This window comes from Oleidesulfovibrio alaskensis DSM 16109, assembly GCF_000482745.1.
Taxonomy (GTDB): domain Bacteria; phylum Desulfobacterota; class Desulfovibrionia; order Desulfovibrionales; family Desulfovibrionaceae; genus Oleidesulfovibrio; species Oleidesulfovibrio alaskensis.
The window spans coordinates 1-16,914 of the sequence record NZ_AXWQ01000017.1; the positions used below are offsets into that span (position 1 = coordinate 1).

The following is a 16,914-nucleotide window of genomic DNA, read 5'->3' on the forward strand; positions in this document are numbered from 1 at the left end:
CCCTCCACAAGTCCCAGCACGGCAGCCGTAAGCAGATCAGTCATTAAACAACATCCGGTCGGAAGAGGTGAATAAAGAAGAAAACATCATCAGAGCACGCGAATAGCCTATGCCATGACCGGTTGCAAGCAGCATGGTGATGATGTAGAAAGCGGCATTCACCTGACGGGCGCAATGTGTGCCTGCCGCCAGCCTGCTTTTTCGGAGAGTTATCATGACTACCATTATGCCGAACAGCGAACTTGTGCGCAAAGCCGTCGAATACATTTTTCAGTCGGACAAGCAGAATTCTTCTGTGGAAGAACAGGTCGAGCAGGCGGGTATGCGCTTTAACCTGAGCCCGCGGGAATGTGAAATGCTGGAGCATTTCCTGAAGAAAAACATTGCGGGCGACACCCCGCAGGAATAGTGGAGGGGACTCTGTTCCGTTTTCATATAACGCTGTTGCAGAAGCAGCTGTTCAAAGAGCTTGTCTCTCTTTTCGGCCTCTGCCTCGGCTCACTTCTTTTTCTGATTCTTATCGGCAGAATGCTGCAGTTGCGCGAGCTGTTTCTGGGTCTCGACCTGAATGCGCTCGATATGGCGACACTTTTCGTATACCTGAGTCCGCTTTTTCTCACCCTGATAATACCCATTGCCTGCATGCTCAGCGTGTTTCTGGCTTTTCTGCGTATGAGTACCGACAGAGAGCTTGTGGCGCTCAAGGCCGGCGGGCTGAGCCTGTTTCAACTGCTTCCGGCGCCGCTGCTTTTCTGTCTGCTGTGCGGCCTGCTCAACCTGTATATTTCTCTCAGCGGTGTCGCCTGGGGAATGGGCAATTTTCGCCACACCATAATGGAAATAGCCAACACCCGTGCGAAGATAGTTCTCCAGCCGGGCGTGTTCAATCAGACTGTTCCCGGGCTTACGGTGTTTGCCCGCACGGTGGACAACAGTTCGGGCAAACTTGGGCATGTACTGGTTGAAGATAACAGCAGAGACGAAACAAGTATTCTCATTCTGGCCCCCCGGGGACAGCTGCGCTCGGATGAACAGCGGGGCGAACTGGTTTTTATACTCCACAACGGAAAAATATACCGCCAGCAGGAAGACAGCGTAAGCGTGCTCGACTTTAATGACTACACTGTCCGCCTTGACCTCGGCCAGATTTTCAAAGGGGTGAGTCTGGGAAAAGTAAAACCCAAAGAACTTTCATGGAGCGAGCTGCGCAGCATCGGTCCGGACCACCCGGAAGCCCGAAGGGACAGTAATTTTCTGCGCAAAGTTCATGTAGAGCTTCAAAAACGCTGGGTGCTGCCCATGGCATGCCTTGTTCTGGGGCTTTTCGCCATGCCGCTTGCATGCGCTTTTCAGGGACTGGACAAACAATTCGGCATTCTGCTGGCTCTGGGGATGTTTCTGATTTACTACACGATGCTTTCAGTAGGCCTTTCCACCGGAGAATCCGGCACCGTTCCTCCTGCCGTGGGGTTATGGATGCCTAACCTCATATTCCTTGCCGTAGGGCTTTTCTGGCTGGACAGGGCGGAAAGAGAACGCTCGCTCAATATCATGAGTTTTATTCTGCATGCGAACCTGTTCCGCAAAAAGAGGGCACAGTGAGCATCCTTTCCCGCTATCTGCTCAGAACAAACCTGTTTCTGACCATGCTGACACTGACCATCGGCACCGGTATCTATCTGCTTTCCGACCTGTTCGACAGGCTGGATGATTTTCTGGGAGCCGGGCTGGGCCTCAAAGTTATCCTGACGTACTTTGCGGTCAAAATACCGCTGATCATTTCTCAGATCCTGCCCGCCGTATTTCTGCTGTCGGCAGTCATCCAGCTGTGTGTCATGGCGCGGGACAGAGAGCTGGTAGCCCTTCAGGCGGGCGGCATCTCCTTCCTGCGCCTCGCGCGTTTCTTTATAATTTATGCACTCATCTGGTCAGCTGTTCAGCTGGGTTTTTCGCAGGTGCTGGGCATATACGGAGAACGGGAAGCCAGCAGAATCTGGAAGGAACAAGTCCGTAACCGGGAAATAGACGACGTGCAGCTTACCAACCTGTGGTTCACCGAGCATGGTCGCATCATCCATCTGGAAACGCTGCACCCTGCGGCCCAGAAAGGCTCCGGCATAACGGTCTACGAGCTCACGCCCGACGAGCTTTCCGTGCAGCGGGTGATCCGGGGCAAAAGTTTTCGTGCCGACTCTTCCGGCTGGACTCTTGACGGCTGCGACATTCTTATTCCGGGCAGTTACGAGGTGGCCGCCTCCGAATCGATTGTCCTGCCCATTGAACAGGACGTCAAAGCGTTTTCCATTGTCGATCCGAGAGGCGACCCTTCGCGTCTGCCCCTGTGGCAGCTGCAGGACGCCATAGCCCGCCTTACCGAAAGCGGCTCCAATGTTGAAGCCTTACGCACGGCATGGCACATGAAGCTCTCCTATGCATTTTCGCTGGTAACCATGGCTCTGCTGGCACTGGCACTTATAACATGGCGAGACAGCATATACATAAACGTGGGAACATCACTGCTGCTGGTATTTGTCTTTTACACGCTATTCACCGTAGGGGGTTCTCTGGGCGAGAACGGCATAGTCCCCCCATTGTTTGCCGCATGGACAGCCAACGCGTTTTTCAGCCTTTCAGCCATCGCCAGACTGATTTATGTATCCAGAGCCCGCGCCGCCTGACAAAAAGCCCCGCAGACATCGTCTGCGGGGCTTTTTGTGATCACTCAGCGCGTTCGCTTGCCGCTTCCGGCTCATCAGCCGGTTCCGGCGCCCCGTCTGACGGTGTGTCAAAAGCCATATCCGGAAAAGCCAGCCGGTGCAGTTCCTGCCACAATTTATCTTTCCCCATACCCGTCTTGCTGGAAAAGAGCAGGGGCACCTCACCACCCAGAATGGTCCGCCATTCCCGCTGACGCAGCGACCGTTCCTGCTGTTTGCATTTGTCGGCTTTGGTCAGCACTGGCAGCAGCGGCAGCCCGGCCTGCCGTGCAAATGCAGCCAGTTCCACATCAAGCTTCTGAGGTGAAAGACGGCAGTCGAGCAGAATGGCAATGGCACACACGGCAGGCGTTTCCACAAGGTAGCGACGGATGAGCTTTGCCCACTTTTCGCGTTCTGCCTTGCTGCAGCGTGCGTACCCGTAACCGGGCAGGTCGACAACATAATAGCCGTCGGGATCAACCTTGTAAAAATTGATACTTCTGGTCTTGCCCGGCGTGGAGCTGGTTCTTGCCAGCCCTTTACGTCCGGCAAGAGTATTCACAAGCGACGATTTACCGACATTGGAACGGCCCGCAAGAGCTATCTGGGGGGCGTTGAATGATATGAGCTGTTCCAGTGTGTAGATGGTATTTTCAAGTACTAGCTTTGGTTGCATAATATATGGTTCGTTAAAGGTGGTCGGAAAATGGCGGATAACGTGGTGCTTGACAAGATAATGACCTTGGGAAAAAATATTCCGCTTTTCGCAGGGCACCTTCTGTCAATGAATGCTAGCAGAACCGGCTTGCAAAAACAAAGAGGTTTTTTGCCGTGAACCGTTTCAGAATTCTCGTGATGAACGGGCCGAACCTCGGCCATCTGGGTCAGAGACAGCCGGAAATCTATGGCAGCACGGGCATGGACGCTCTTCCCGGTATGTTAAAGCGCCTGATGGGCGAGCAGGCAGAAGCGCTGGAACTGGAATATTTTCACAGTAACAGCGAAGGGGCTCTTATAGACAGGCTCGAACGGGCACGGCAGGACGGAACAGCCGGAGTTGTTCTGAACGCAGGAGCTTATACACACACAAGCCTTGCGCTGGCAGACTGTCTGGCATGGATAAACCTGCCGTGCGTGGAAGTGCACATAAGCAATGTTCTGGCACGGGCAGAGCAGCTGCGTCACCGCAGCCTCATCGGCCGTCATGTCATCGGCGTTGTGGCCGGTTTTGGCATGGCAAGCTATGCCCTGGGCGTGCAGGCGCTTGTAACGCACCTGCAGGACACTCAACAGTAAACTGGCATCACAGGCCTGCGGGCTTTATATCAACTTTTTCGGAGGCATCCCATGTATTCCACTACCGATTTCAGACGCGGCCTGCGTATCGAAATTGACGGCACCCCTTTTGAAATTGTCGACTTCCAGCACTTCAAGCCCGGCAAAGGCGGGGCCATTGTGCGTACCAAAATGCGCAACCTGCTCACCGGCCGCATTATGGACAACAACTTCCGTTCCGGCGAAAAAGTTGGCCGTCCCGACATGGAAAACCGCGACATGCAGTTTCTGTATCGTGAAGACGCCAATCTTGTTTTCATGGACATGACGACCTATGAGCAGATTTACATGCCGGAAGAAACCACGGAAGGTAAAGCAGGATTCCTCAAGGAAGGGCAAACCATCCGCGTACTGCTGTTCAACGGCACGCCGCTGGCCATCGAACTGCCTGCAGCGCTGGTGCTCGAAGTGACCGAAACAGAACCCGGTGCAAAAGGCGACACCGTCTCCAACGTGACCAAGCCGGCAACCCTTGAAACCGGTATCGTCATTCAGGTTCCTATTTTTGTGAACCAGGGAGACAAGGTTAAAGTAAACACGGACACCCGTGAATACATGGGACGGGAATAGCCCCCGGCGTCCTGTCCCGCCGGCGTTATTGCCCGCGGCTATGGACGCAGCATTTTGATTACGGTAAGGGATATGGCTGAAGAGGCTGTATCCCTTCTTTCTTTAACCTTTGATCTCTTTTTTCCGGAGGCCGACCATTTCAAAAGGCAACAGACTGGCGCGTGAAATTTTCGCGCTGTTTCTCGTCTTTTGCGGGGCAGTCCTGCTACTGAGTCTCATCTCATACAGTCAGGCAGACCCAAGCTTCAACCATGCCGTCAGCGGACGTTCCGGCTTTGACAACTGGGCAGGGCTCGCAGGTGCATATCTTTCCGGCCTGCTGGTCGACATTTTCGGCCTGTCCGCCTTTCTCTTTCCTGTCGCGGTATTCGTTTCCGCGGCACGCCATTATCTGAAAGCCGGCGACATTCTATGGTGGCGATGGGTGGGGCTTACCCTGCTGGGTATGTGCATAGCCTCCTTCACGTCGGCCATCCATATCGGCATAGGCGATATCACCGGCGGCGGGCTTATCGGACACGAGCTTTCGCGGCTGGGTCAGCGGTATCTTGGGACAGCCGGCGCTGTTATTCTGTGGATTTTCGCCTTTCTTGTGTCTGTACAGCTTGCCGTGGGATTCACATGGGTTGCACTCTTCGCAGTGCTGACAGAAGCTGCAGGCTCATTTCCCCTTCCTGAAGGCTTAAAAAAGCGCAGTTTCCGTTCTGCACGCAGCAAGGCTCTGCCGCAAGCCGACCTGATTGTCATGGCGCAAAAAGAGCCCGAAGAGCGCCCCCGAGGCGTTGCAATCGCGCGCCCCCGGCGTGCTGCGGCGGCCTTACGAAACTTCTGGCATATATTCTTTCCTGTCGAAAAACAGAGCCGGCCAGAAGCCCGGACGGCTTTTGCGCGGCTCGAATCTGACACGGAAGATGATTCGCCGTCGGAAAGCTCAGCCTCTGCCTCTCCGCTGCCGGCGGAAAACAGCGGGGCAGAAATATCAGCCGACGGCAATTCCGCGCAGTTCTACATCGGCCCTGAAAAAGACGAACCCGCCCCTCTGGCCGAGTTGCAACCGGAAACCGCACCTTCACAAGGCACGGCGGGCCGGACATCCTGCGGTGCAGGGCAGCGGCCCAGACGCAAGGTCAAACTGCCGTCCGCATCCATGCTGGAAACACCTAAAGGTATTGATAAAAAAACGCCCAAGGCAGTACTGGAAAGTAAAGGTCAGACACTTGTCTCTTGCCTTGCGGACTTCGGTATACAGGGAGAACTTGTCCGCATCACCCCCGGCCCCGTGGTCACCATGTTTGAAATCAGACCCGCTGCCGGGGTCAAAGTAAGCCGTATAGCCAATCTGAGCGACGATCTGGCTCTGGCACTCAAGGCCATTGCTGTCCGTATACAGGCCCCGATCCCCGGCAAAGACACCGTCGGTGTGGAAATTCCCAACGAGGATCGCGAAACAGTAAGCCTTAAAGAACTGCTGGGGTCAGAGCCTTTCGGCAAAGCGGAATCCTATCTGACCATGGCCATCGGCAAGGACATTTCCGGCATTCCCACTGTGGCAGACCTTGCCAAAATGCCCCATCTTCTGGTGGCCGGTGCCACTGGTGCCGGTAAAAGTGTATGCATCAACTCCATACTTATGAGCTTTCTGTTCAAAGCGCGACCGGAAGAAGTACAGCTGCTGCTGGTGGACCCCAAGCGCATCGAGCTGGCGGTTTATGCAGACCTGCCGCATCTTGTCCATCCTGTGGTCACCGACATGGCGCACGCTAAAAATGCTCTGGACTGGGCTGTGCATGAAATGGACAAACGATACGAAGCCATGGCCCGGCTGGGAGTTCGCAACGTCACCGGATACAATCAGAAAATCGAAAGCTTCGGCGATGCCGTACCTGCTGAATTCTGCGACCTTGAAAAGCTTCCTTATCTGGTCATCATCATTGACGAGCTTGCAGACCTGATGCTCACCGCGGCCAAGGAGGTCGAAACAAGCATCGTCAGGCTGGCACAGCTTGCCCGTGCAGCCGGAATCCACATGATTCTGGCCACGCAGCGTCCCAGCGTGGACGTTGTAACAGGGCTTATCAAAGCGAACTTCCCCTGCCGCATATCTTTTCAGGTCACCTCCAAACACGATTCGCGGACCATTCTCGATACCGTGGGAGCAGAACATCTGCTGGGACGGGGCGACATGCTGTTTAAACCGGGAGGAGGGCGTCTGCAGCGCATGCACGGTGCCTTTGTCTCCGACGAGGATGTGGCAGCCGTGGTTGAATACTGGAAAGAGCGTCAGGCCCCCAGCTACAGGGTAGACTTTTCGGAATGGGGCAGTCCGTCTGCCGACGATTCCGGCATAAACGGGGGCGCCGGGGACAGTCTGGGCGACGACCCGGTGTACGCCGAGGCAGTGCAGTTTGTCATGAGTCAGGGCAAGGCCTCGATATCTCTCATCCAGCGGCGGTTCCGGATTGGCTTCAACAGAGCCGCCCGCTATGTGGAGCAGATGGAGCAGGACGGTATCATAGGCCCGGCTGATGGCAGCAAGCCCAGAACAGTCCTCGGAGCCAGAGAGAATTAATTACCGGAGAATTCCATGCACAAACAACATATTTTAGCAATTGTCTTTTTTATCGCAGCGCTGGCTCTCACCGGTCAGGCCGCAGCAGCCCCTGACGCGGTAGCAGCGCTGGAAAAAAAAGTACGCAGCTATACTTCTTTTAAAGCAGATTTTGTACAAACACTCACCCACAGACAAAGCGGCACCACAGAAACAAGGCAGGGAAGCATCATCTTCCGCAAGCCGGATTCGCTGCGCTGGGAAACCGTACATCCTTCGCGCGAACTTATTGTTGTTACAGACTCGGCGGTGTGGAATTACATTCCCGACGAAGAGGTCGCCTACAAATATCCTCTTGATATTCTGAAAGATTCTGACACCATCATGCGCTTTATCACAGGCAGAACGAATCTTGATTCAGACTTTGAAATAGAAGTCGAAGAAGAGCAGGGCAGTACCAGAATCCATCTGTATCCTTATCATCCGCAGCAGACTCTCACGGAGGCTGTTCTCTGGGTGGACACACAAAGCGGTGAGTTGAAAAAAGTGGCCGTCACAGACTTTTACGGCAATGAAAACATGCTTGAATTTTCGGACATGCAGTTTGACATCGAGTCTGGAACAGACAGTTTCCGTTTTTCGCCGCCCGCCGGAACAGATATTGAAGACAGGACCTCGGACAAGGTGATGGAAAAAAAACTTTTTCAGTAAAAAATGCTGACAGGTTATTCAGTAAAAAGGCCCTCTGGTGGACAGCGTCCACCAGAGGGCCTTTTTATGCACAGCTTGGTTGCTGGCCACGCTGCAAGAGATATAAGAGGAATGAGCCAGAAGGCTACAGGCAGCCTCCCGACTGACAAGACAATCCACGCCAATGTCTTACAAATCCACAGAAGCCTTCAGCGCCGCAATTTCACTGTCAGTCAATTCCCGTACTTCACCCGTACGCAGTTCTCCCAGCGACAGCGGTCCCTGCCTGACTCTGTGCAAAGAAAGCACTGTCAGACCGGCATCCCTGCACATCCTGCGAATCTGCCGGTTGATACCCTGAAAAAGAGTCATCTCCAACAGCAGCCAGTCATGATGCCGGCTCAGCACCTCTACCTCTACGGGGGCAAGCTTTTCCCCCTCGGCAAGCGTCATCCCTTTTCGCATAGCCTGCAGATCGTTGTCCTGCACCACGCCTCTGACCTTTACCAGATATGTCTTGGGCAGATGCCAGGAAGGGTGAGTAAGTCTGTGGGTCAGCACGCCGTCATCTGTCAGCAAAAGCAGGCCCTCTGAAAAAAAATCCAGTCTTCCTACAGGAAAAAGTCTTTTTTTACGATGTAATGGGGGCAGAATATCAATGACAGTCCTGCGCCCTTCAGGATCACTGACGGTAGTGACCACTTCCACAGGCTTGTGCATCATCAAATAGGTATGGCTACGGGAGGAAGAAGACTTCAAGAAAATCTTTTTACCACGAACGCAGAGCTCATCCCTGTCCGGAACAACTTTCACGCCGGGGGTATCCACCACAACCCCGTTAACCGTTACAACCCCCTGAGCCACAAGTTCATCGGCTGCACGACGCGAACAGACTCCGGCATCGGCCAGTGCCTTGTTAATCCGCACAGACTGTTCCGCCTCATGTCCGGCAGGAGCATTGCGTTGTGCCAGTGCACCGGAACGGGCCGTACGCGGGGCGGAAAGGCCGCTGCGTGCAGGCTTTTGTCGTGCCCGCGCTTTATTTACGAGATCATTTTTTTTAGTCATATATTCTTCAAGTTAAACTTTAAGGCACAATTATATGCCCGCCCAGAACCGACCGGAAGCCGTCAGGGACGGATAACTTTTGTAGCCAATTGCAGACTTGTCACAACATCCAGCATGTTGGTCGTCTGTCCGGCCGCTTTGCGTTCCAGCAGACCGAAAAAGTCAAGGCACGTTCCGCAGACCAGAATGTCCACCCCGGCAGACTCAAGCTTCTGCAGTTCAGGAAGTGCTTCGTGGCCGTCCGAAGCGAGCTTTACGCCGCCGTTAAGCAAAACAACCCGCCACAAGGTACTGCCCAGCTCGGGCAGCGTTGCCAGAAAGTTTTTCATCAGCCTTGTTCCGAGTGTATCATCTCCGCTCCCCAGCACTTCAGTGGTAATCAGAACAACCGTTTTTTCATCCAGAGCACGCAGTTCTTCAGACGAAAGCACTTCGCACTGTTCGCAACCGCTCTGAGCCCCGACAGAAGGTTCAAGTACAGCTTGAAGTTTCCATGCCCCCTGCGGAGTTTCCGTTGCCGTCACCGCATACCCGCGGGTACCCAGAAAACGCGTTACATTCTCTTTTGCCGCAGCGTTATCCACAATGACAGCCATCTGTGCGGGAGACCGGGTATCAATACAATCCTTGCACTTCAGCACAGGCTGGGGGCAGGGAAGGTTCTGGCAGTTCAGTTCAATTTCTGGCATTATGCGACTCCTGTTTTGGACGGGTACAAGAATAAGTCCGGCGCACAACGTCCGGCAGAGCCTGATATTGACGGCATTAACCGCAAAAAGCAACGGCCGCACGCCGTAACGGATATCGATGTCTACAGCACAGCGAGAGCAGCACACAAAAAAATCGGAAGGGCGCATACTCTTCCGCCGGATACTCGGTTACTTCAGTTCCTACAAGCTTCATATAACCATTGCCACGCTGGGCATGCTTTCAGTGGCTGCGTGCACCGGTGCTGCCGCGTATCTGGTCAAACCGGCGCTGGACGACATATTCATCAGCAAAAACGAAACCATGCTGCTGCTTGTGCCCTTCGCCTATATTGTCATCATAACCATCAAGGGCCTGGGGCGCTATGTTCAGAACTATTTCATGCGCTACTGCGGGCTCATGGTGCTTGAACGCCTGCGTAACGAACTGTACCGGAAAATAATCTGCCTTCCGACCCGCTTTTACGAAGAAAATCAGGTCGGCATGCTGATGTCCAGAATAATAAACGATGTCATGCTGATACGGGCAAGCCTGCCGTCTGTCGTCATGATTGTACGACAGGTGATCACCATGTGCTGCCTCATCGGTGTGGTGTTCTATCAGGACTGGTTTCTTGCCATATGGGCTGTGCTGGTACTGCCGCTTGCGGCCTTTCCGTTCATCTACTTCGGCCGTAAACTGCGTAAGCTGAGCCGGCGCAACCAGAACAAACTTTCCGACATCTCTATCTTTCTGCAGGAAATTTTCAGCGGCATCCGGGTAGTCAAAGCCTTTGCCACCGAAGACAAGGAAGCTGCGCGCTTCAAGCAGGAAAACAACCGCCTTGTCAAAATAGCCATCAAAGAAACCGTCTTTAGCGAACTGTCTTCGCCTGTGATGGAACTGATAGGTGCGGTGGGGATAGGACTTGTCATCTGGTACGGCGGCAAACAAGTGATAGACGGCGTTTCCACACCGGGAACGTTTTTCTCGTTCGTTGCCGGACTGGTCATGTTATACGACCCTGTAAAAAGCCTGAACTCGGCAAACATGGACATCCAGCGGGCTCTGGCCGGTGCTGAAAGGGTATTTGAAATCCTTGATTCCAAAGATATTGTTGTAGAAAAAGACGGCACCGTACCTTTTTCCGGCAGCTTTGAAGAAATTCGGTTTGAAAACCTGACGTTTCACTACGCAGGCTGTCCCGCCCCCGTGCTGGACAACATAAACCTGACCGTCAGACAAGGAGAACGGGTTGCCATTGTTGGCCCCAGCGGGGCCGGAAAAACGACCTTTGTCAACCTGATACCGCGTTTTTATGAACAGACAGAGGGCCGGATTCTGCTGAACGGAACAGATATCAGAGAATACACCCTGGCCACACTGCGTCGTAACGTGGCCATGGTGTCGCAGGATTCTTTCCTTTTTAATATTCCTGTAATGGAAAACATTGCCTACGGCATGGAAAGCACCTCGGAAGAAGCAGTTTACGAAGCAGCCCGTGCGGCATACGCACACGATTTCATCCTGCAGCTTAAAGACGGGTACCAGACCGTCATCGGCGAAAGAGGCGTAAAGCTTTCCGGCGGGCAGAAACAGCGGCTTACCATCGCACGGGCGATTCTTAAGGACGCTCCGCTGCTGATTCTGGATGAAGCAACCAGCGCACTTGATTCCGAGTCGGAACGCATTGTCCAGAAAGCACTGGAAAATCTGATGGCACACCGGACGAGCATAGTCATTGCGCATCGTCTTTCCACCATTCTCGGAGCAGACAGAATTCTGGTGATGGAGAAGGGCAGGATGGTGTCGCAGGGACGTCACGAAGACCTGCTGGGATCGTGCCCGCTGTACACACGTCTGTACAATATGCAGTTTCAGACAGAGCACACAACCGAAGACAACGGTTGTGCACTGCCGCAGGCATAAAAAGGCGCAGTATGAAAATAAGTCCTTCTCTGGTCTGTCCGCCCTTGTATACGCTATACAAGTTATGGTGTTCCACACTCCGGTATTCCGAAACCGGCCGGGAAGCAGTGGACGCGCTGTGGAATCAGCGGACTCCCATGGTCTTTGCTCTGTGGCATGACGAGCTGTTTCCGCTCATGCACATCAAACGCCAGCTGGACATTGTAACGGTTGTCAGCCAGAGCAGAGACGGCGAGTATCTGGCCGGAGTACTGCGCAGACTGGGGCTGCGCACCGCGCGGGGCTCAAGCTCGCGCGGAGGAGTTAAAGCTCTGCTTCAGGCATCACGCATGATGCGCAATGAAGGCATCTGCGGCTGCGTGACCGTAGACGGCCCGCGCGGACCACGCCATGTGGTGAAAGAAGGGGCGCTGTTTCTTGCGGCCAGAACGCCCGCGCAGGTGGTTCCTGTGCGCATATTCATGCAACGGCGCAAGGTATTTGAAAAAGCGTGGGACCAGTTTCAGCTGCCTGTACCGTTCAGCAGCGTCCATATTGTCTTTGGTGAGCCGTATGCACCGCAGGCAACGGCTACAGACCAGAACATGCTGGCAAGTGCAGCGGCGCAACTGCAGACAAAACTCAACTCCCTGAAGAACCCGTACCATGTTTGATTTCGCCTCAGAAAGTGCACTCTTTATCGGTAGCAGAATAGGCTTTTCCACGGTTCGCAGATGCGGAAGGGGGCTTGGAACGCTGCTGTGGCACATTCTTCCGGACAGACGAAAGCTGGCCGTAGAATCTATACAAAAACGTCTGGGAGCCGGCAGACGGCAAGCAGAGGCAATCGCCAGAGAAAGCTTTAAAAGCAATTGTCAGTCGTTTGCCGAAATCCTGCTCAACCCCCGCCTGAAAGATTCTCTGCCCCCGCTGACCGACATTGACGATGCAGAGCAGCTGGCGCGCGTTCTGGCGCTGCCGCGCCCCATAGTGGGCATTACCGCCCATCTGGGCGCATGGGAAATGCTGACCGGCTGCCTGTCCCAACACGCACACTGCGGCAAAGAGCAGCTTGTGGTCACGCGCAGGCAAAAAAACATGTTTTTTCAAAAGGCTATTGTCGCTCTCCGCAGCGCAAACAATCTGCGTATAGTAGATCATAGAAATGCTGCGAGGCCCGTGCTCAAGGCGCTGAAAAACAACGCCATTGCCTGCTTTCTGGCAGACCACAACTGCAGCGAAGCCGAGGCATTGTTCCTGCCCTTTCTCGGCAAAACCGCAGCAGTCAACAGAGGCCCTGCCATTCTTGCTGTAAGAGCAAAAGCCCTTGTGCTACCAGCATTTATGATAAGAGCTCCAAACGGCAGATTCCGTTTTCATCACTTGCCGCCACTGGACACCACGGAGCTTGAGGGTACAGCCGACGAGCGCGTCGAGGCCGTAACGCGTTACTATAACAGTGCCATAGAGTCGATGGTCAAAAAATACCCAGAACAGTGGTTCTGGATGCACAAACGCTGGAAAACCCAGCCATCCGGGTCCCGCCGAGTCCAGACGGAGAAGAATCAGGGGACAGAATAAATGAATGCCGTAAAGGGATCTGCGGAGCTCTGCAGTCCCCGGCATCCATACCTCAAACAATCTGAAATTCCGGCGACGGAGCTGCCATTCCACAATTATAACAGGGTCCTGCGATGCGGAACGCTTATGATTACAGCATGTCCCGCTTGAAAGACTCCCGTTGAGCGATACAATAAAAGTCCTGCAACTACGCCTTGATCCCCAAAGCCTGACATCAAACTCCGGCATGTTCTGACACAGAACCATGCCATACAACTGAAAAAAGCCACTGGACCCCATCTTTTAAAACACAAAAGAGATGGGGTCGTTTAATTGTCTCCTCGAAAAGTGAATGCAGGGCAGTTGTGTAAATTGCCCGGCTACGCTGCCCCACAGCATGCCCCCAAAAAGCGGATAACAGCTGGTAACTCTTTCAAAATAATCACATTAAGCCTGCAGTCCGCAAACAGCAGCCGAAGCAGAGTCCCGACCGTAATAGCGCGGCTACAAGGCTTTATTTCAGGAAAAAATTAAAGAAATTGCCGGCAGAGAAACCTTCCAGATTTTTAGGGCAAATTACTCAAGAACGCCATCCCTCCCGTAACTCAGCAGTCTCGTATCCATACGGTGGCTCAGAAGCTTGCAACCGCGACGGGGGCAAATCAACAGGAGCAACAGGGGGGCATGGCAGGGCAGACCCGGAAGCAGATCCGCGATGGACAGACCTCGAAGGGTACGGACACATGGATTGTGAGCCGTATCCGGCCATTGCAGGCGCCCAAAACACGCAGACGCAAGATTATACACAATGACAAAAAAAAGGCCTTAGAAAGACATTTAAGCAGCCTTTTTCAAACACGACCAAATCCTTCAAGTGGGCACTTTAAATACATCACTTACCGATTGTTTCACAAAAAGTATTAAAAACATATTTGCTCTAAATAATTCAACATCTCATTACTTAAAGTTAACATAATTTACATTATGAGACATTAGTAAAGGTAAAGTTCAAGTCATTATCCCGCTTTTCTGTCAGCCTCCGCCGGCGTTTTTCCCTGCCCATCTTCAGACCTCAGACTCTTAAAATCTCTTCGCCAGCCAGCCCAAACCAAGGCACCTGCCTACGGGTTCCCCCAAAACCGGAAGACGCCGGAAGACGACAAATCCGGCAGCCAGCTAAGCCCCCCCCCTATGAGCGCCGTCCGGCTCCGGCGGCATGAGCAATCGGGCTACCTCCGCTTGTCAGGGCTCTCGGCCACTATCTTGAAGAATTCACACGGATCCCGCACAATGCGCTTCCTGCAGTTCCCTGATGTCAGCGATCTTCTTTTGCCATATGCCTCACTCAGTCTTCACTATCTATCTGTTTCTTCACTCTAATATTCCAAACCACAGTTATTGGGCCTGCCTGCGGTACTTGGTGGTATATGGATGCCATGGCCTGCACTTGCCAAGACAAACGCTGCCAGAGCACGCGGTCTGCGCATGATTCGGCTTAATACTCCAAACTGCCGTTTCCGAGCCCACCATGTACAAAAAAAGCCCGCGACAATTACTGCCGCGGGCTGGAAAGGCCTTCTCTGCATCTGCAGGTTGCCAAATGTGCCGGTTTCTATTCCGGTTCTTTTTCTGTCTGAGCTGTGGCCGGAATTTCTCTTCCGCCCCCTTTCAACTGCTCAAGAAATTTGTCACGGCATTCATAGCTGCAAAAGCGGTGAACAGTTTCGCCGTCGCGGACACTTATGCCCCCGTCACTTTCAACATATGCCCCACAAACCGGATCTTTCACCATTTCTCCGGCTGCGTACATACGTTCTTTTTCCTTGTCACCATCCTGCGATTTACGCTTCTGGTCATTGGTCAGCATGCGGAAAAGCAGGTAGCCGGCGACAGCGATAATCAACCACTTGAGCATGAACGATCCCTCTCCTTGTGCAGTTTATTGCCAGATACAGTCTCTTTCTACGCGGAACTGCAGCTGAGCAAGACGGCTGCGGATAGCTCCGGCAGAAAACAGGCTGTTTTGCCTGTCTGCCGAGACCGATGTAACATCTTCCGGTTCCTCATAAACCTCAAGAAGCGGAACCAGAACAAACGCTCTCTGCCACATACGCGGATGGGGAAGCGTCACCAGAGAAGAAGAGCTTTCCACATCTGCAAACAGCAGCAGATCAATATCTATCACCCGCGGACCAAATCTGTCAGCCGGGTCCGCCACATCACGCACCCGGCCCAAAGCCGTCTCGCAGTCCAGCAAAGACTGCATAAGTGCTGCCGGAGTCCATCCGGAACAACGGCACCTCAGCACCTGATTGGCAAACCACGGCTGATTCTTTTTTTCCTGCGGCTCTGTGCGGTAAACAGAAGACCTTTTTTCCACCGTAAGGCCGGACAGGGCTGCAATGGCAGCCACTGCCCTTTCCAGATTTGCATCTGTATCGCCTTGATTGGAGCCAAGGCAGATATAAACGGTTACAGGCTGGCGATTCGGGATACGGCCTCCTCAAGTCGCTCGTCATTGACTGTAAGAGAAATACGGAAATACCCTTCGCCTGCCGCACCAAAACCGTTGCCGGGTGTCATCACCACGCCGGTCTCCTGCAACACGCGGGTCACAAAGTCCGAAGAGGTATAGCCTTCGGGCACTCTGGCCCAAACATAAAGTGAGGCTTCGGGCACACGGCAGGTAATGCCGATTTTATTCAATGCGGCAATAACGGTATCGCGACGCTTGCGGTAAATGTCACGGATTTCTGCGAGAAAAGCGTCACCGTCGCGCAAGGCCACGATGGCGGCCTCCTGAACGGCCTGAAAAGCGCCCGAGTCCATGTTTTCCTTGACTTTGCCCAGACCGGCCACCAGAGAGGCATTACCCACTGCCATGGCGACGCGCCAGCCCGTCATGTTGTAGGGCTTGGAAAGCGAGTTGAACTCTATGGCCACATCCATGGCACCGGGAATTTCCATAATGGAAAGAGGCCGGTTGTTCTCGTTGTAATACATCTCGGTGTAAGCGGCATCGTGCACCACAATAACATTATGCTTTCTGGCAATGCCGATCAGCTTTTCAAAAAAGCTGCGCGGTGCCATAGCTGCAGTGGGGTTATTGGGATAGTTCACAAAAATGCAGCGGGCTTTTTCCCATGTGGCTTCATCAACGGCATCGAGATCGGGCAGGAAATCATTTTCTTCCAACAGCGGAAGTTCCTGCACCACCCCACCCATAAAGCGGGAAGCAATGGCGTACACGGGGTAGCAAGGCGGGCACACCAGTACCAGATCACCCGGATTGACAAAGGCTGTGGGAAAATGCGCAATGCCTTCCTTGGAACCGATAAGCGTCAGCACTTCGGTTTTCGGGTCAAGTTCCACCGCATACCGCCGCTTGTACCAGTTGGCCACTTCCTGACGGAAAGCCAGCATACCGGTATACGAGGGGTACTGATGATTTGCCGGTTTTTCAGCCGCCTTCTTCAGGGCTTCGATGACGAAGTCCGGTGTGGGCATATCGGGATCGCCTATGCCAAGGCTGATGATATCCACGCCCCGGGCGGCAACTTCCGCTTTAACCTTGTCTATCTGTGCGAAAAGATAGGGAGGAAGCGTCGCAAGCCGGTCAGCGAGTGTAAACTGGGTCATTCGTGTTGTCTCCTTGGGATTTTCATCCCCGCCGGTATCTCAAGGCTCTGCCATAAGCCCTGTTTTCTGTTCATGCCGTAACTGTCCGGGCGTTCCGGCTGAGTCTGACAAAGTAACTGTTGTCGTAACCGGAGTCAATTTTTAGCTCTTGTTCCGAATTACAGCCCTGTGTAGTATCCTGAAAACATACCCTGATCAATAGACCCAGAT

17 protein-coding genes are annotated in these 16,914 nt (G+C 53.5%); 10 read left to right on the plus strand and 7 right to left on the minus strand.

The window, feature by feature from the left end; genetic code table 11:
• Positions 1–36: 36 nt before the first annotated feature.
• Positions 37–216 carry a hypothetical protein gene (locus H586_RS0110840; protein WP_027182031.1) on the minus strand — a complete coding sequence of 60 codons (180 nt, stop codon included), beginning with the start codon at positions 214–216 and terminating at the stop codon, positions 37–39.
• Here H586_RS0110840 and H586_RS0110845 point away from each other — a divergent pair.
• From H586_RS0110845 to lptG, 3 genes are read left to right on the plus strand one after another with little or no spacing between them, the layout of a single operon-like run.
• Positions 215–409: a hypothetical protein gene (locus tag H586_RS0110845; RefSeq protein ID WP_027182032.1), complete on the plus strand. Its 195-nt coding sequence runs from the start codon at positions 215–217 to the stop codon at positions 407–409. The genes H586_RS0110840 and H586_RS0110845 overlap by 2 nt on opposite strands.
• Entirely contained in the window at positions 409–1,602 is a 1,194-nt protein-coding gene (lptF, locus tag H586_RS0110850) for an LPS export ABC transporter permease LptF (RefSeq protein WP_155891382.1), read from the plus strand. The genes H586_RS0110845 and lptF overlap by 1 nt, the downstream gene beginning before the upstream one ends.
• The gene (gene lptG / locus H586_RS0110855; RefSeq protein ID WP_027182034.1) at positions 1,599–2,678 is read left to right on the plus strand and encodes an LPS export ABC transporter permease LptG; all 1,080 of its coding nucleotides are present in this window, start codon (positions 1,599–1,601) and stop codon (positions 2,676–2,678) included. Before lptF ends, lptG begins: the two co-directional genes overlap by 4 nt.
• Positions 2,679–2,718: 40 nt before the next feature.
• On the opposite strand, the gene yihA is transcribed toward lptG, so the two are convergent.
• Positions 2,719–3,375 (minus strand): ribosome biogenesis GTP-binding protein YihA/YsxC, encoded by a 657-nt coding sequence (gene yihA / locus H586_RS0110860; RefSeq protein ID WP_027182035.1) that lies wholly within the window; start codon positions 3,373–3,375, stop codon positions 2,719–2,721.
• A 155-nt stretch (positions 3,376–3,530) separates the two neighbouring features.
• Here yihA and H586_RS0110870 point away from each other — a divergent pair, with 155 nt between their 5' ends.
• From H586_RS0110870 to lolA, 4 genes are all read left to right on the plus strand, one after another.
• On the plus strand, positions 3,531–3,995 hold the full coding sequence (locus H586_RS0110870) for a type II 3-dehydroquinate dehydratase (RefSeq protein ID WP_027182036.1): 465 nt from the start codon (positions 3,531–3,533) through the stop codon (positions 3,993–3,995).
• A 51-nt stretch (positions 3,996–4,046) separates the two neighbouring features.
• Positions 4,047–4,604 carry an elongation factor P gene (gene efp, locus H586_RS0110875; RefSeq protein ID WP_011367867.1) on the plus strand — a complete coding sequence of 186 codons (558 nt, stop codon included), beginning with the start codon at positions 4,047–4,049 and terminating at the stop codon, positions 4,602–4,604.
• Positions 4,605–4,713: 109 nt separating this feature from the next.
• On the plus strand, positions 4,714–7,173 hold the full coding sequence (locus H586_RS0110880; RefSeq protein ID WP_027182037.1) for a DNA translocase FtsK: 2,460 nt from the start codon (positions 4,714–4,716) through the stop codon (positions 7,171–7,173).
• A gap of 15 nt (positions 7,174–7,188) precedes the next feature.
• Positions 7,189–7,863, plus strand: coding sequence for an outer membrane lipoprotein periplasmic chaperone LolA (gene lolA / locus H586_RS0110885; protein ID WP_027182038.1), 675 nt, complete (start codon positions 7,189–7,191; stop codon positions 7,861–7,863).
• Between the two features lie 168 nt (positions 7,864–8,031).
• Here lolA and H586_RS0110890 read toward each other — a convergent pair whose 3' ends face one another.
• Both H586_RS0110890 and yedF read right to left on the minus strand, forming a co-directional pair.
• Positions 8,032–8,910, minus strand: coding sequence for a pseudouridine synthase (locus H586_RS0110890; RefSeq protein WP_081701831.1), 879 nt, complete (start codon positions 8,908–8,910; stop codon positions 8,032–8,034).
• 62 nt (positions 8,911–8,972) lie between these two features.
• Positions 8,973–9,599 carry a sulfurtransferase-like selenium metabolism protein YedF gene (gene yedF / locus H586_RS0110895; protein WP_027182040.1) on the minus strand — a complete coding sequence of 209 codons (627 nt, stop codon included), beginning with the start codon at positions 9,597–9,599 and terminating at the stop codon, positions 8,973–8,975.
• Positions 9,600–9,717: 118 nt separating this feature from the next.
• Here yedF and msbA point away from each other — a divergent pair, with 118 nt between their 5' ends.
• Genes msbA through H586_RS19005 form a run of 3 tightly spaced genes read left to right on the plus strand, consistent with a single transcriptional unit; the run spans position 9,718 to position 13,086 of the window.
• Positions 9,718–11,526, plus strand: a complete 1,809-nt coding sequence (msbA, locus tag H586_RS0110900) for a lipid A export permease/ATP-binding protein MsbA (RefSeq protein ID WP_027182041.1) — start codon at positions 9,718–9,720, stop codon at positions 11,524–11,526.
• An 11-nt stretch (positions 11,527–11,537) separates the two neighbouring features.
• Entirely contained in the window at positions 11,538–12,179 is a 642-nt protein-coding gene (locus tag H586_RS0110905; protein WP_011367873.1) for a lysophospholipid acyltransferase family protein, read from the plus strand.
• Positions 12,172–13,086, plus strand: a complete 915-nt coding sequence (locus H586_RS19005) for a lysophospholipid acyltransferase family protein (protein WP_051363988.1) — start codon at positions 12,172–12,174, stop codon at positions 13,084–13,086. Before H586_RS0110905 ends, H586_RS19005 begins: the two co-directional genes overlap by 8 nt.
• 1,591 nt (positions 13,087–14,677) lie before the next feature.
• Here the strand turns inward: H586_RS19005 and H586_RS0110915 are convergent.
• Genes H586_RS0110915 through H586_RS0110925 form a run of 3 tightly spaced genes read right to left on the minus strand, consistent with a single transcriptional unit; the run spans position 14,678 to position 16,704 of the window.
• Positions 14,678–14,980: a TRASH domain-containing protein gene (locus H586_RS0110915; RefSeq protein WP_011367875.1), complete on the minus strand. Its 303-nt coding sequence runs from the start codon at positions 14,978–14,980 to the stop codon at positions 14,678–14,680.
• A 24-nt stretch (positions 14,981–15,004) separates the two neighbouring features.
• Entirely contained in the window at positions 15,005–15,559 is a 555-nt protein-coding gene (folK, locus tag H586_RS0110920) for a 2-amino-4-hydroxy-6-hydroxymethyldihydropteridine diphosphokinase (RefSeq protein ID WP_337955688.1), read from the minus strand.
• Positions 15,538–16,704, minus strand: a complete 1,167-nt coding sequence (locus H586_RS0110925; RefSeq protein ID WP_027182042.1) for an LL-diaminopimelate aminotransferase — start codon at positions 16,702–16,704, stop codon at positions 15,538–15,540. The genes folK and H586_RS0110925 overlap by 22 nt, the downstream gene beginning before the upstream one ends.
• Between the last annotated feature and the right edge of the window lie 210 nt (positions 16,705–16,914).

Coding starts and splice junctions, on each gene's coding strand:
- H586_RS0110845 (WP_027182032.1), top strand. CDS start 215: ATGACTACCATTATGCCGAACAGCGAACTTGTGCGCAAAGCCGTCGAA.
- H586_RS0110890 (WP_081701831.1), bottom strand. CDS start 8,910: ATGACTAAAAAAAATGATCTCGTAAATAAAGCGCGGGCACGACAAAAG.
- msbA (WP_027182041.1), top strand. CDS start 9,718: ATGTCTACAGCACAGCGAGAGCAGCACACAAAAAAATCGGAAGGGCGC.
- yedF (WP_027182040.1), bottom strand. CDS start 9,599: ATGCCAGAAATTGAACTGAACTGCCAGAACCTTCCCTGCCCCCAGCCT.
- H586_RS0110905 (WP_011367873.1), top strand. CDS start 11,538: ATGAAAATAAGTCCTTCTCTGGTCTGTCCGCCCTTGTATACGCTATAC.
- H586_RS0110925 (WP_027182042.1), bottom strand. CDS start 16,704: ATGACCCAGTTTACACTCGCTGACCGGCTTGCGACGCTTCCTCCCTAT.
- lolA (WP_027182038.1), top strand. CDS start 7,189: ATGCACAAACAACATATTTTAGCAATTGTCTTTTTTATCGCAGCGCTG.
- H586_RS19005 (WP_051363988.1), top strand. CDS start 12,172: ATGTTTGATTTCGCCTCAGAAAGTGCACTCTTTATCGGTAGCAGAATA.
- efp (WP_011367867.1), top strand. CDS start 4,047: ATGTATTCCACTACCGATTTCAGACGCGGCCTGCGTATCGAAATTGAC.
- H586_RS0110915 (WP_011367875.1), bottom strand. CDS start 14,980: ATGCTCAAGTGGTTGATTATCGCTGTCGCCGGCTACCTGCTTTTCCGC.
- yihA (WP_027182035.1), bottom strand. CDS start 3,375: ATGCAACCAAAGCTAGTACTTGAAAATACCATCTACACACTGGAACAG.
- H586_RS0110840 (WP_027182031.1), bottom strand. CDS start 216: ATGATAACTCTCCGAAAAAGCAGGCTGGCGGCAGGCACACATTGCGCC.